The 13,476-nt window shown below is 65.8% G+C and carries 14 protein-coding genes and 1 pseudogene; 4 read left to right on the top strand and 11 right to left on the bottom strand.

The genetic code is table 11. From position 1 onward, the window contains the following. Both ACUJB0_RS29170 and ACUJB0_RS29175 read right to left on the bottom strand, forming a co-directional pair. Window positions 1-622, bottom strand: a pseudogene (locus tag ACUJB0_RS29170) (hypothetical protein); the annotation flags it as partial. Window positions 623-871: 249 nt separating this feature from the next. Further along, on the bottom strand, window positions 872-2,245 hold the full coding sequence (locus ACUJB0_RS29175; protein WP_444848313.1) for a sigma-54 dependent transcriptional regulator: 1,374 nt from the start codon (window positions 2,243-2,245) through the stop codon (window positions 872-874). A 171-nt stretch (window positions 2,246-2,416) separates the two neighbouring features. Here ACUJB0_RS29175 and ACUJB0_RS29180 point away from each other — a divergent pair, with 171 nt between their 5' ends. Continuing rightward, a complete protein-coding gene (locus tag ACUJB0_RS29180; protein ID WP_117010097.1) occupies window positions 2,417-3,043 on the top strand; it encodes a 1-acyl-sn-glycerol-3-phosphate acyltransferase in 627 nt (208 codons plus the stop codon). Here the strand turns inward: ACUJB0_RS29180 and ACUJB0_RS29185 are convergent. Genes ACUJB0_RS29185 through ACUJB0_RS29220 form a run of 8 tightly spaced genes read right to left on the bottom strand, consistent with a single transcriptional unit; the run spans window position 3,040 to window position 8,665 of the window. Beyond that, window positions 3,040-3,597 carry a HupE/UreJ family protein gene (locus ACUJB0_RS29185; RefSeq protein WP_444848314.1) on the bottom strand — a complete coding sequence of 186 codons (558 nt, stop codon included), beginning with the start codon at window positions 3,595-3,597 and terminating at the stop codon, window positions 3,040-3,042. The genes ACUJB0_RS29180 and ACUJB0_RS29185 overlap by 4 nt on opposite strands. Further along, entirely contained in the window at window positions 3,594-4,232 is a 639-nt protein-coding gene (ureG, locus tag ACUJB0_RS29190; protein WP_444848315.1) for an urease accessory protein UreG, read from the bottom strand. Before ureG ends, ACUJB0_RS29185 begins: the two co-directional genes overlap by 4 nt. A 13-nt stretch (window positions 4,233-4,245) precedes the next feature. Continuing rightward, window positions 4,246-4,926 carry an urease accessory protein UreF gene (locus tag ACUJB0_RS29195; RefSeq protein WP_444848388.1) on the bottom strand — a complete coding sequence of 227 codons (681 nt, stop codon included), beginning with the start codon at window positions 4,924-4,926 and terminating at the stop codon, window positions 4,246-4,248. Then, window positions 4,926-5,429 carry an urease accessory protein UreE gene (gene ureE, locus ACUJB0_RS29200; RefSeq protein ID WP_444848316.1) on the bottom strand — a complete coding sequence of 168 codons (504 nt, stop codon included), beginning with the start codon at window positions 5,427-5,429 and terminating at the stop codon, window positions 4,926-4,928. The genes ACUJB0_RS29195 and ureE overlap by 1 nt, the downstream gene beginning before the upstream one ends. Before the next feature lie 14 nt (window positions 5,430-5,443). Further along, window positions 5,444-7,144, bottom strand: a complete 1,701-nt coding sequence (ureC, locus tag ACUJB0_RS29205; RefSeq protein ID WP_444848317.1) for an urease subunit alpha — start codon at window positions 7,142-7,144, stop codon at window positions 5,444-5,446. A 1-nt stretch (window position 7,145) separates the two neighbouring features. Next, on the bottom strand, window positions 7,146-7,472 hold the full coding sequence (locus tag ACUJB0_RS29210) for an urease subunit beta (RefSeq protein ID WP_117010091.1): 327 nt from the start codon (window positions 7,470-7,472) through the stop codon (window positions 7,146-7,148). 11 nt (window positions 7,473-7,483) lie between these two features. Further along, window positions 7,484-7,786 carry an urease subunit gamma gene (locus tag ACUJB0_RS29215; RefSeq protein WP_117010090.1) on the bottom strand — a complete coding sequence of 101 codons (303 nt, stop codon included), beginning with the start codon at window positions 7,784-7,786 and terminating at the stop codon, window positions 7,484-7,486. Between the two features lie 21 nt (window positions 7,787-7,807). After that, complete coding sequence (locus tag ACUJB0_RS29220) at window positions 7,808-8,665, bottom strand: urease accessory protein UreD (RefSeq protein ID WP_444848318.1); 858 nt, start codon at window positions 8,663-8,665, stop codon at window positions 7,808-7,810. A gap of 183 nt (window positions 8,666-8,848) precedes the next feature. On the opposite strand from ACUJB0_RS29220, the gene ACUJB0_RS29225 reads away from it, so the two are divergent. The 3 genes from ACUJB0_RS29225 to ACUJB0_RS29235 all read left to right on the top strand — a co-directional run bounded on the left by ACUJB0_RS29225 (window position 8,849) and on the right by ACUJB0_RS29235 (window position 12,088). Beyond that, window positions 8,849-9,538 carry a PEP-CTERM sorting domain-containing protein gene (locus ACUJB0_RS29225; protein ID WP_444848319.1) on the top strand — a complete coding sequence of 230 codons (690 nt, stop codon included), beginning with the start codon at window positions 8,849-8,851 and terminating at the stop codon, window positions 9,536-9,538. A 108-nt stretch (window positions 9,539-9,646) separates the two neighbouring features. Beyond that, complete coding sequence (locus ACUJB0_RS29230) at window positions 9,647-10,531, top strand: NAD-dependent epimerase/dehydratase family protein (protein WP_444848320.1); 885 nt, start codon at window positions 9,647-9,649, stop codon at window positions 10,529-10,531. A 210-nt stretch (window positions 10,532-10,741) separates the two neighbouring features. Then, entirely contained in the window at window positions 10,742-12,088 is a 1,347-nt protein-coding gene (locus ACUJB0_RS29235; protein WP_444848321.1) for a reverse transcriptase family protein, read from the top strand. A gap of 10 nt (window positions 12,089-12,098) precedes the next feature. Here the strand turns inward: ACUJB0_RS29235 and ACUJB0_RS29240 are convergent, their stop codons facing one another. After that, window positions 12,099-13,439: a DUF945 family protein gene (locus tag ACUJB0_RS29240; protein WP_444848322.1), complete on the bottom strand. Its 1,341-nt coding sequence runs from the start codon at window positions 13,437-13,439 to the stop codon at window positions 12,099-12,101. Window positions 13,440-13,476: the final 37 nt, after the last annotated feature.

The following is a 13,476-nucleotide window of genomic DNA, read 5'->3' on the forward strand; positions in this document are numbered from 1 at the left end:
CACCGGCACCGCCCGCGCCGCCCGCGCCCCCGGCACCGCCGGCGCCACTGGCCGCGCCCGACGCATAGCCGCCGCCACCGCCAGCGCCACCGGTGCTGCCGCCCACCGCCGGCGAGCCGTTGCGGGCGCTGCCATTGGTGGCGCTGCCGCCCATGCCGCCTGCCGCGCCGATGCCGCCGTAGCTGTCGCCGCCGTTGCCGCCGAGGCCGAGCGACGAGCCGCCGTTGGCCGCGCCGCCCACACCGCCGGAGCCCGCGCCGCCCATGCTGCCGGCGCTGTTGCTGGCGCGGTTGCCGATGTCATGCACGGTGTTGCCGCTGACGGTGCCGGTCAGCGTGCTGATGGCGTTGGCCGACGAGGTGTTGTACGCGTTGCTGAGCGACGAGGTGGCCGTGCCGCCGTTGTTGGCCGCGGCGGCGCCGATCTGGCTGGCCGCGCTGCCGCCGGTGCTGTTGTTATTGTTGTTCCTGTTGCTGCTGTCCTGGACCGCCGTGGCGGTGTCGCTTGCGTGCGCGCCGGCGCCGGACTGCGTGGTGGCCGTCGGCGGCGTGGTGGTTTGCGCATAAGCCGCGCTTGCGCCAAACGCCAGCGCGATCGCCGCGCTGATCAGAGTTTTCTTCATAGCTGCTCCCTACCTAACAAGGTGTACGGTTAATCGAATGGTGCCAGGGGACCGATCTCCCAGCCCTCCCCTCTTTCGCAAACTTGATGCCACCACCCGCGCCGCGCACGCAAACTGTTGAAAACACTGGACTATTCTCCAGTGCCGCCACACAGCTTGCGGGCGCTGCGGCGCATCGCCGGTCGCTACCCGTCACACCGGTGTGACAGCAGAGCCGCGCCGGCGCGCCTTCCGCACCGGCGCCAGCCCCTATTTCGATGCCGGCGAGGTGGTGTAACAGCTACGCGACGGCGCCCGGATGCCATGCTTGGCCAGCAGGCGATACAGCGTCATGCGCGATACACCGAGGTCGCGCGCGGCCAGCGTGATGTTGCGGCCGGCGCGCAGCAGGCTGGCGTCGATGGCGTCGCGCTCGGCGCGGATGCGGGCGTCGTCCAGCGGCGCTGTTTCGGCCGGCGCGCGGCCGGGGCTCAGGCCCAGGTCATGCGGCAGGATCAGCCTTCCCTCGGCCATCACCATCGCGCGCCGCACGCGGTTGAGCAGCTCGCGCACGTTGCCGGGCCAGTCGTAGTCGCGCATCGCCTGCGCCGCACGGCCGCTGAAGCCCTTGACGTGCGGCGCCCGTTCACTGGCATATGTATTGAAGAAGTGTTCGGCCAGCGGGAGCAAATCCTCGCGGCGTTCGCGCAGCGGCGGCACGTCCAGCGCCAGCACGTTGAGCCGGTAATACAGGTCCTCGCGGAAGGCGCCGCGCTCCACCGCCTGCGCCAGGTTGACGTGCGAGGCCGCGATCACCCGCACGTCGACCGCGATGCTGCGCGTGGAACCCAGGCGGTAGATAGTTTTCTCCTGCAGGAAGCGCAGCAGGTTGGCCTGCAGTTCCATCGGCAGGTCGCCGATTTCGTCGAGGAAGATGGAGCCACCCTGCGCCGTTTCGATCAGGCCGCGCTTCTCGCGCGCCGCGCCGGTAAAGGCGCCGCGCTCGTAGCCGAACAATTCGGACTGGATCAGCGAGGCCGGGATGGCGCCGCAATTAATCGGCACGAACGGGCCGTCGCGGCGCGGCGAGTGCGCGTGCACAGCCTGCGCCGCCAGCTCCTTGCCGCTGCCGCTTTCGCCCCAGATCAGCACCGGGGCGCTGGCGCCGGCCACCTTGCCGATCTGCCGCCGCAGCCTGGCGATGACGGCCGACTGCCCCGTCAGCGCCGCTTCCTGCTTGCTGTGGCGCGGGGCCGGCGGCGCGCGGCACAGCGTGGCGAGGCCGTATGCATGGCCCAGCGTCTGACGCAGGCGCGGGATATCCAGCGGCCAGGTGTGATAGTCGCCGCAATGGTCGTGCACCAGCTGCCGCCACGCGGGCGACTCCAGCGCCGGCGCGTGCAGCGCCGCCACCCAGTGCATATGCCAGTGCTCTTGCAGGAAGTCGTCCAGCGCGGCGCGCAGCGATTCGTCGTGCGCCTCCACCAGCAGCACGCCCAGCACCAGCGGGCGCGCCTTCAGGTGGCGGCGCGCCTCGGCCAGCGTGACCGCTACATATACCTCCCATTCCTCCACTGCGGCGTTGATAGTCTCAGGTACGGCGGTGCTGCCGACCGCCAGGCAAAGTAGGTTTTTTTTCGTCATCCGGATTGGACGAGGAAAGATGAGATAAGTTCAAGCTTGCCGTTTAAGCCAACACAAGAAGCTTGCCGCGCCATCGGCATCAATATAGAATGCCTGCGCAGTTTTTTTGACGAGGGATATGCCAGCCTGTCAATAGTGAAAATAAGTTAAAAACAAAGACAGGAGCATCACATGAGCGATTTTCAACTGAAGCCGGCGGACTTGCCGAGCTGGAGCCAGCGCACCGCCTTGCGCGTCCTGGGCCTGTTCGGCTGGCGCATGCTGTATCGCCCGCTGCCCGGCCCGCGCGGCATCGCCGTGATTTATCCGCACACGTCCAACTGGGATTTCATGGTCGGCCTGTTCGGCAAATGGGCGCTGAACCTGCCGTTCCGCTGGCTGGCCAAAGATTCGCTGTTCAAGTTGCCGGTGCTGGGCAAATGGTTCCGCGCGCTGGGCGGCGAACCGGTCGAACGCGGCACGCCGAGCGGCACCATCAAGCTGCAGGCGCAGCGCATGAACGCGGCCGACTGGTACTGGGTCGGCATCACGCCGGAAGCCACGCGCGGCTATCGCCCGAACTGGAAGAGCGGCTTTTACCATCTGGCGCTGGAGGCCAAGGTGCCGCTGGTGCTGGTGTATATCGATTACCCGAACAAGACGCTGGGCCTGGTCGATCACGTGTTCCTGACCGGCGACCAGGAGGCCGACATGGCCGCCATCCGCGCCGGCTTCGAAGGCCACCAGGGCCTGTATCCGAAGAACGCGGCGCCCATCGTGCTGCAGGAGCGCCGCGCCGATCCGCGCGACCAGGCTTAAGCCACAGCCACCAGCATCACACCGGTGGCGGCGATCGCCGCGCCGGAAATCTTCAACGCCAGCGCAGGGCTGACGCGGCCCAGTATCCTGCCGCCGTAGACCAGCAGCGCGCTGGCGGCCAGCAGGCCCATGGCGCTTGCCGCCTCGGGCAGTTCGTGGCCGTGCGCGTTGCCGTGCAATAGCGCGAACACACCAACCATCAACGCGCCCAGTGCCGCCGGCAGGCGCGCCGCCACCGCGATCAACACGCCCATCAACGCCACAGTCAGCGCAATGCCTGTCTCCAGACCGGGAATCGCCAGCCCCGCAACGCCGGTCAGCACGCCCACCAGCACCATGCCGAGGAAGGTGGCCGGCAGCCAGCGTGCGTTGGACTGGCGCGCGCTCCACATGCCCACCGCCAGCATCGCCAGCAAGTGATCGAGGCCGGTGAACGGATGGACGAAACCGTCGAAGAAGCCGTGCGTGTGCGCGCCGCCTCCCTGCGGATGGGCCGATGCGACGGCGCTGACCAGTATCAGTGCGGCGGCCGCCGCGATGCGTTTGTTTTTCATTGGATCTCCTGAGGGGTTTGGCCGAGCAGTCCTTGCTCGCGAATGAAATCGATGACGGCCGCCACGCCGTCGCCGCTGCGCAGATTGGTGAACACGAATGGCCGCGCGCCGCGCTGCTGCTTGGCGTCGCGCGCCATCACATCAAGGTCGGCGCCCACGTGCGGCGCCAGGTCGGTCTTGTTGATGATCAGCAGATCGGAACGGGTGATGCCGGGACCGCCCTTGCGCGGGATCTTCTCGCCGCCGGCCACGTCGATCACGTAGATCGTCAGGTCCGACAGCTCGGGGCTGAAAGTGGCGGCCAGGTTGTCGCCGCCCGATTCAACCAGTATCAGGTCAAGATTGGGGAAGTCGGCCTGCATGCGGGCGATGGCTTCCAGGTTGATCGACGCGTCTTCGCGGATCGCCGTGTGCGGACAGCCGCCGGTCTCCACGCCCATCAGGCGCTCGGCCGGCAACGCGTCGGCGCGCAGCAGGATCTCCATGTCTTCCTTGGTGTAGATGTCGTTGGTGATGACGGCCATGTCGAAATGATCGCGCATGCCTTTGCACAGCATCTCGCACAGGGCGGTCTTGCCGGAGCCGACCGGGCCGCCGATGCCGACGCGCAGGGGATTGGAAGTTGTTGATGTCATATTGGTTCTCTTTTCAGGATCTGTATAAACGGCTGTACTGCACTTCATGCTGCATCGACAGCAGCGACAGGCCGGGCGCCCAGTTGCACATATCGTCGTCGGCGACGGTCTGCGCGTGACGAGCGGCCGCTTCGATGTCGGCCCGCAGCGACAGCAAAATGCGCTGGCCCGCCACCTGCCCGAGCGGCACGGATTTGACGCACACCAGCACCTGGTTCTCGGCCCAGGCGAACAGCATCGCCAGCAAGGCCGCATCGTGCGGGATGTCCAGCGCGGCGACGGCGCAGGCGAAGGCGGTCGGCAACGCGACTTCCGCTTCGCCCTGCAACCGCGCCAGCATCTCGGCGTCGACAAAGCCCAGTTCCGCCACCAGCTTGGTCAGCGAGTAGCCCATCTGGATGGTCTCGGCGCGGAACTCGGCGCTGTCGCGCGAGGCGATGAAGCGTTCGCTCCATTCCGCCGCTGCGCGCCAGTCGCGCCGCGAGTATGCCTGCATCAGGCGCCAGCAAACCGGCGCCTCCCACTGCGCGACCACCTCGTGCAGATGCCGCACTATCCATGCGCGCGCGGTGGCGGCGTCGTGGACGATGCCGGTTTCCAGCGCCGCCTCCAGCCCCTGCGAATAGCTGTACGCGCCGATCGGCAAAGCCGGGCTGGCGAATTGCAGGAGGTTGAGCAGCGCGGAAGCCTGCATCATTTCGGATCGCCGGGCCGGTGGATTTTCTGCCGCAGCGGAATCGGCGCCAGCGGATTGCCGTCGTGATGGTGCGAGTGTCCGCCGCCGTACGCGCCGGACTCCGGTTCAAAGGCAGCCTTCTCCTCCACCACCGTCGCGCCCAAGCCGGCCAGCATCTCCTTCAGCACCGCGTCCGCGCGGATGCGCAGGAAGCCGTCGCCGACCTGCGCCTGCGTGTGGCGGTTCCCGAGATGGAAGGCGCAGCGCAGCAAGGTGTGCGCATCGGCGCAGGTGATCTTGTAGGTCGGCTCCGGCGCGGCCACTACCTTGATGACGCGCTTGTCCTCGCCGGTCAGCAGGTCGCCGTCGCGCAGCACGGTGCCGCGCACGGTGAACACGGCGACGTCCTCGCCGGTATCGAGCGTGGCGCGCAGCCGGCACTTCTCGCGCAGTTCATAAGGCAGCACCAGCCGCGCGGCGATGGCGTCGGCGTGGGGGATTTTTGTGTGCAGTGTCAGCATGATTAGAACAGGAATCAGAACAGGAAATAGCGCTGCGCCATCGGCAGCACGGCCGCGGCTTCACAGACCAGCAGCTCGCCGTCGGCGCGCACTTCATAGGTTTCGGGATCGACAGTCATCTTCGGCGTGGCGTCGTTGTGGATCATGTCGGACTTGCGCAGCGAGCGCATATTCTTGGCGACGATCAGCGTCTTGTTCAACTTGAGCTGGTCGCCGATGCCGGCATCAAACGCCGCCTGCGAGACAAAGGTGAACGACTTCTTCAAGCCGCCGCCGAAGGCGCCGAACATCATCCGGTAGTGCACCGGCTGCGGCGTCGGGATCGAGGCGTTCGGATCGCCCATCTGCGCGGCGGCGATCATGCCGCCCTTTAGAATCGTCGACGGCTTGACGCCGAAGAAGGCCGGCTTCCACAACACCAGGTCGGCGATCTTGCCCACTTCCAGCGAGCCCACCGCATGCGAAATTCCGTGCGTGATGGCCGGGTTGATCGTGTACTTGGCGATGTAGCGCTTGACGCGGAAGTTGTCGTTGCGCGACGAGTCCGGCGCCAGCGGCCCGCGCTGCACCTTCATCTTGTGCGCGGTCTGCCAGGTGCGCATCACCACTTCGCCGACCCGGCCCATGGCCTGCGAATCGGACGACATCATCGAAATCGCGCCGATGTCGTGCAGGATGTCCTCCGCCGCGATGGTCTCGCGCCGGATGCGCGATTCGGCGAAGGCCACATCCTCGGCGATGGCCGCGTCAAGATGGTGGCACACCATCAGCATGTCCAGGTGCTCGTCCAGCGTGTTAACCGTGAACGGGCGGGTTGGGTTGGTGGACGACGGCAGCACGTTCGATTCGCCCACCGCCGCGATGATGTCCGGCGCATGGCCGCCGCCCGCGCCTTCGGTGTGGAAGGTGTGGATGGTGCGGTCCTTGAACGCGGCCAGCGTGTCGGCCAGGTAGCCGCCTTCGTTGAGCGTGTCGCTGTGGATGGCGACCTGCACGTCCATGCGATCGGCCACGGACAGGCAGTTGTCGATGGCGGCCGGCGTGCTGCCCCAATCCTCGTGCAGCTTCAGGCCGATGGCTCCGGCGCGCACCTGCTCCTCCAGCGGCTCCGGCAGCGACACATTGCCCTTGCCGAGGAAGCCCAGGTTCATCGGGAAGGCGTCGGCCGCACCCAGCATCGCATGCAGGTGCCACGGCCCCGGCGTGCAGGTGGTGGCCGAGGTGCCGGCGGACGGCCCGGTGCCGCCGCCTATCATCGTGGTCACGCCGCTCATCAGCGCTTCCTCGATCTGCTGCGGGCAGATGAAGTGGATGTGCGTGTCCACGCCGCCGGCGGTGACGATCATGCCTTCGCCGGCGATGATCTCGGTGGCGCCGCCGATGGCCATCGTCACATCCGGCTGGATGTCCGGGTTGCCGGCCTTGCCGATGGCGGCGATCATGCCGCTTTTCAGGCCGATGTCGGCCTTGACGATGCCCCAGTGGTCAACGATCACCGCGTTGGTGATCACCGTGTCCATCACGTCGGCGGCCACGCGCTGCGACTGGCCCATGCCGTCGCGGATCACTTTGCCGCCGCCGAATTTGACTTCCTCGCCATAGGTGGCGTAATCGTGTTCGATTTCGATAAACAGTTCGGTATCGGCCAGGCGGATGCGGTCCCCTTTGGTGGGGCCGAACATTTCCGAGTAGGCGCGGCGCGAGATTGTAACCATGTCAGCCTTTAGGTGGATTGGGGTCCAGCTTGCCCATTACTTTGCCATTGAAGCCGAACACCTTCTGGTCGCCGCCCAGCTTCACCAGTTCCACCGTGCGCTGCTGGCCCGGTTCGAAACGGACGGCGGTGCCGGCGGCGATATTCAGCCGCATGCCGTAGGCCTTCCAGCGCTCGAACTTGAGCTCCGTGTTGACTTCAAAAAAATGAAAATGCGATCCGACCTGCACCGGCCGGTCGCCCTGGTTGGTCACCACGACGGTCGCGGTGGCGCGGCCTTCATTGAGGCCGATCTCGCCCTCTTCGAGCATGTATTCACCTGGGATCATGGCGATCTCCTTCACGGGATGGGGTTGTGGACGGTCACCAGCTTGCTCCCGTCGGGGAACGTCGCTTCGACCTGGATGTCGGGGATCATTTCGGGGATGCCTTCCATGACGTCGGCACGCGTAAGGATGCGGGTGCCGTCGGACATCAGCTGCGCGACGGTTTTGCCGTCGCGCGCACCTTCCATGATGGCGCAGGTGATCAGCGCCACCGCTTCCGGGTAGTTCAACTTCAGGCCGCGCGCGAGGCGGCGTTCCGCCACGATGCCGGCGGTGAAAATCAGCAGTTTGTCTTTTTCTCTTGGTGTCAGGTCCATGGCGTTTCTCGGGTTTGTCTCTCAGGTTTGCCAGATGCGCGGCGTGACGGCCGCGCGACCCAGCAGGTGCGAGCGCACGCGGCGCCAGACGGTGAGCATCAGGCGGCGTGCGGTCTCGCTGTCGTCGCCCAAGTGGCGCGCCACCAGCACGCCCTTGGTTTGCGTGACGCCGAAAACGTGGTCGCCGTCGGCCTGGATGTCGGTGCGGATCTCGGACAGCACGGCGGCGGGCAGCGGCTTGCCGGCGGCGATCAGCGTGGCGCAGACGGTCCTGCCGTTGAGCGCCAGCGGGCTGTCGAGGCGACCTCCCAGCATCGCGCCCTGCTCCCACCAGATCAATTTGCCGTCGCGGCGGATGCTGCTGCGCTGGGCCACGGTGCCGGTGTTGAAGCTTTCGCCGGAGCCGCGCCGGCCCATGCAAAGGATCTCGCAGCCGATGTAGGTCGCGCCTTCGGCCAGCTCGATGTGCTGGTCCAGCGCCACGTTAGCGGTATCAAAAAAGATGGTCTCTTGCGGCAGCCATTCCAGTGCGGCGCCCGCGCCCACAGTCAGGCGCACATGCTGGCGCGAGACCTTGCCGTTGGCCTTGTACCACTTGGCGGCGCCCGGCGTGGTGATGAAGGCATGCGCCTGCGCGCCCACGCCGACATCGATCGCCAGCTGGTCGCCGCCCACCACACCGCCCGGCGGATGCACGACGATGGCGTGGCACACCTTGGCGTCCTCCGGGTACAGCGCCTTCTGCACGCGCAGCGGGCCATAGTGCTGGTTGTCGAACAGGCGCGTGGTGCCGCCGTCGTCGGCAAAACCGAGCGTGAGGCTGGCCTGCCATGCGCTATGGCCGGCGGCGTGTTCTCTGGATGCGGTGGTATCGGGCATGGCTAACGTAATGCAATCGTCATGCCAGCCGAATCGCGCGCCACAGACGACGTAAAGACTTATTTCGCACCAAAGGGAATCTCGCGCACCAAATCAGTGCACTCATGACACGCGCCGAGTTTTACTTTTGTCTTTTTTGCTTGTAAAATAAACACCATTTTGATTTTCGACCAAGGACAAGCAATGCGCTTCTCGACTTTTGCAGCCGCTGCGGCGGTTACCCTGGCACTGGCTCCGGCCGCACACGCCACCGGCTTCGGCGCCAACCTGATCACCAACGGTAACGCCGAAACCGGCAACACCGCAGGCTGGAACACCACCTCCGCATTCACCGTGGTGCAGTACGGCGCCAGCGGCGGCTTCCCCTTCCCGGCCGATCCGGGTCCGTCCGACCGCGGCACCTACTTTTTCGCCGGCGGCGAGAGCAACGCCAAGTCCACCGCCAGCCAGGTCATCGACCTGTCGGCGCTGAGCACCGCGATCAACACCGGCGCCTCGCGCTACGACCTGTCGGCCTGGCTGGGCGGCTATGCATCGCAGAACGACAACGCCACGCTGACCGCCACCTTCTTCGGCAGCGGCGGCGCCGTGCTGTCCAGCGCCAGCCTGGGTCCCGTCTCCAACTCGGAACGCGGCAGCCAGACCGGCCTGCTGCTGCGCGACACACAAGGCTACATTCCGGTCGGCGCACTCAATGTCGGCATCACGCTGACCATGACCCGCGACGCCGGCTCGTACAACGACGGCTATGCGGACAACCTGTCCTTCGCGGTGGCCACCGCGCCGGTGCCGGAAGCCGATACCTACGCCATGCTGCTGGGCGGCCTGGCCTTGCTGGGCGTGGTCGCCAAGCGCAAACAGCGCAAGGTTTAAGCCTGATCGTTGCGCCGTAATCAAGGGAGCTTTGCGCCGCGCGGCCTGTTTGCGCGCGGTGCCCGTCCCCATACTGTTTGCTCCCCTAATTGATTAAGTGAGCACAGCATGAAAATATTCGTCACCGGCGCGGCAGGCTTTATCGGCGGTTCCATCGCAGCGGGCCTGGTACGCGCAGGCCATCAGGTGGTCGGCCTGGTACGCAATCCCGAACAACTGCAGGAAGTCGCCTCGATCGGCGTGACCGGCGTGGTCGGCACCCTCGACGACCGCGATCTGCTGATCGCCCAGGCCAAGGCGGCGGATGCCGTCATCAACGCCGCCAGCAGCGACAACCGCGCCGCCGTCGAAGCCTTCATCGACGCACTGGCCGGCAGCGGCAAGGTATTCCTGCACACCAGCGGTTCCAGCATCGTCAGCGACGCCTCCGGCGGCGAAGCCACGGACCGCATCTACTTCGAAGACCAACTCCCCGCCCCCACCGCCGACAAGGCCGCGCGCGTCGCCATCGACGACCTGGTGCTGGCGGCCGCCGGCAAAGGCGTGCGCTCGGCGGTGCTGTGCAATACGCTGATCTACGGCGACGGCGCGCTGCCGCGCGACAGCGTGCAGCTGCCACGCCTGATCAAGCAGGCCCGCAAGAGCGGCATCGTGCGCCACGTGGGGCGCGGCTTGAACATCTGGTCCAATGTCCACATCGACGACGTGGTCGAGCTGTATCTGCTGGCGTTGGAAAAGACCGAGGCTGGCGCGTTCTACTTCGTCGAAAGCGGCGAGGCCTCGTTCCGCGACATGAGCGCGGCCATCGCCCGCGCGCTGGGACTGGGCGAGCCGCAGGACTGGCCGCTGGATCAGGCCAAGGAGGAATGGGGCTACGAGATGGCTTCCTACGCGCTGGGCTCCAACAGCCGCGTGCGGGGACAACGGGCGCGCACGCAGCTGGGCTGGAAGCCGCATGGCCCGTCGGTGTTCGAATGGATCGCCAAGCAGTGATTGCTTTTTAAATAAAATTCCGCTACCGTGTGGGCGGGGCGGATCCTTCAAGCCGGCCTGTCTTTGCTTCGGCAGGGACAGCCTCTACGGGGCTACCCCGTGGGATTTTTAATGTTCAGCATTTCGCCGCATGAGCGCCGTTGCGCTACCGCGCAAGATAGCTCACGCATCACGAGACTCGTTGAAGGCTCTCCGCTCCTTTCACTACGCATGACGATTGCAAAACTTACCGCGTTGGCGCTGGCCGATACGATGCTGGCTTCGGACGGCAGCGTGGACAAGCTGATTGCGGCATGCAGCCGCGTTTTCGGCGCGCAGCAGCCGTGGGCGCCGAAGATATGCGCGGCGCTCAGCGAACGGACTGGCCGGAACTTCCACTGCTTCAGCCGGCGCGAGATCGCCGACATCCTGCTCCATCTTCTCGGCCACGGCCACGACCACGACGACGAAGAAGAGCGGCCCTTCATCGAGCTGCCGGCGGTGCGGCGCTATTGCATCGACCCGCCGATACGCCCGCCGCGGGACGAGTGGTCCGCCGCGCTGGCGCTGCCGGAACTGCCCACGGTGGGCGCGCTGGCCGCGTGGCTGGACGAACCGGTGGATGCGCTGAACTGGTTCGCCGACCAATGGCGCGTTGAGAGCGGCCAGCAATCGCGCCTGCAGCATTACCACTATCGCTGGGTGCCGAAGCGCAGCGGCGGCCTGCGCCTGATCGAGATCCCCAAGGCGCGGCTGCGGCGCATCCAGCAGAAAATCCTCCGTCAGCTGCTGGACCGCTTGCCGCCGCATCCGGCCGCGCATGGCTTCCTGCGCGGACGCTCCTGCGTCACGCACGCCGCGCTGCACGCGGGCCGGCGCATCGTCATCCGCATGGACCTGAAGGATTTTTTCCCGAGCATTCAGTACTCGCGCATCCACGCGCTGTTTGAAAAGCTGGGCTACCCGCCGGCCGTCGCCGGAACGCTGGCGCGGATCTGCGTCAACCGCGCGCCGCGCGGCGTGTTCCGCGAACCGATGGAAGGCGGCTCGCTGCCGTGGGCCGAGCGCCAGGCCCTGAAGTCGCACCATTTGCCGCAAGGCTCCCCTTGCTCGCCGGCGCTGGCCAACCTGTGCGCCTACCGCCTCGACATGCGCCTGCAAGCGCTGGCACAGTCGCTGGGCGCGTCGTACAGCCGCTATGCCGACGACCTGGCGTTTTCGGGAGAACAGGATTTTGCGCGCACCGCGGAGCGGTTCCATATCCAGGTCGCCGCGATCGCGCTCGAAGAAGGCTTCCGCATTCATCCCCGCAAAACGCGGCTGATGCGCGAAGGGACGCGCCAGCAGGTGACGGGCGTGGTCGTCAACGCGCATCCCAACATCGCGCGCGACGAATACGACAGGCTCAAAGCCACGCTGACCAACTGCGCGCGGCATGGGCAGGCCAGCCAGAACCGCGACCGCCATCCCAACTTGCGCGCCTACCTGGCCGGCAGGATTTCCTACGTCGCGATGGTCAACTCGAACCGGGCGCTTAAATTGAAGCGCCTGTTCGACGCCATCGCGTGGCCTGCCTGAGCGAGTCCGCTCACTTTTTCTGCTTGGCGTCGAAGGCTTTTATCAGGTCGCCATCGGGCACGCCCGGCAGCGGAACAGCCTTGCCGTTGAAGGTCAGCTTGCCCTGACGGATTTCGATGGCCGAGCGCAGTTCGCCCTTGTCCATCACCGCGAAGCCTTCGTTCACCAATTTTCCGATCACCACGGCGGCGATGTTCTTGCCAGCCGTCTCGATCTGTTCGGCGGCATTGGGCGCCGACGCATCCACCTGCTTGGCGCCCATCAGGTGCGCCACGTCGTTGACCATGGAAACCGGCAGGCGCACGTCAAGGCGCGCGATAATCTTCTTGGCAAATGCCATCGGCGAGCTGAAATCGGCGTCCACTACCTTGTCGAAATCGATGCGGCCCTTGATCGACGCGGTATTGCCGCGATAGCTGGCGCTGATGTCGTCGATTACCAGGCTGGCGCCGCTCGTCACCATGTTCTTGCCGAAGGCTTTCATGGTCCTCAGCGTCAGCTCTGTCTGGGCATCTTCCGGCAGGCCGCTGCCCTGCACCTTTTTCAATTCGCGATCGGCGTCCGCCAGCGCCTGCGCCGGCATATTCACTACACGCAGGCCGATATTGGCGTGCTCGATGGACGCGCCACCAAACAGGATCGACTTGATCGAGAAACCGTAGTTCAGGTCGGCCTTCTTGCCGTGGAGCGCGATGCCGAAGGCCGCAGACATATCTTCCAGCCGCCAGGTCTCCTTGAAGTCGGAGCTACCCGGCGTCGTTCCGCGCACCACCACCGAACCCACTTTTATCACGCCGTTGCCGTACCAAAGGCCGTCCTTCACGCGCGACTGCTTGAAGTCCATCGACATCTTTTCAAGTGTGCCGCTGCCCGAAGTGCCGAGGATGGACAACGAGGGCCACGTCGCGATGGTATCCATCGTGGTGCCGGCTTTGTTGACGACGGTCCTGGCATTGAGTTCGGCCCACGAAAACGCCACCGCATTTTCGTCCAGATACGTGTGCGGCGCCAGCTTCGCTACGTAAACGGCCTGTCCTTTCGGGCCGGCGGTGCGCTGCATCGCGAATATATGCTCGTTGCCGAACACCTCTTTCAGCTTGGGGCGCAGCGCCGGCGAAAATTCGAGTTTCGAAAAAATCTCCAGCCGCTTCACGGTGTCCGTCTGCGCGCCCACGGCCGCGCTGATTTCCTTGCCGGCGGCGGCTACGGTCTCGATGAAGGAGGACTTCACCCGGGCAGCCGGTGCGACCGGCGCCGGTATGACGGCCGGCGGCATCTGCTCGACGGCCTGGATGGAGGTATGCGCCAGCAAGGCGCCGGCGATGGCTACTGCGAGTATCGATTTTTTCAACGTGCGGTCCGAAGAAAGTGGTTATGGTAGGGCCGCG

Source organism: Duganella caerulea, assembly GCF_040362985.1.
Lineage (GTDB): Bacteria > Pseudomonadota > Gammaproteobacteria > Burkholderiales > Burkholderiaceae_D > Rugamonas > Rugamonas vulcania.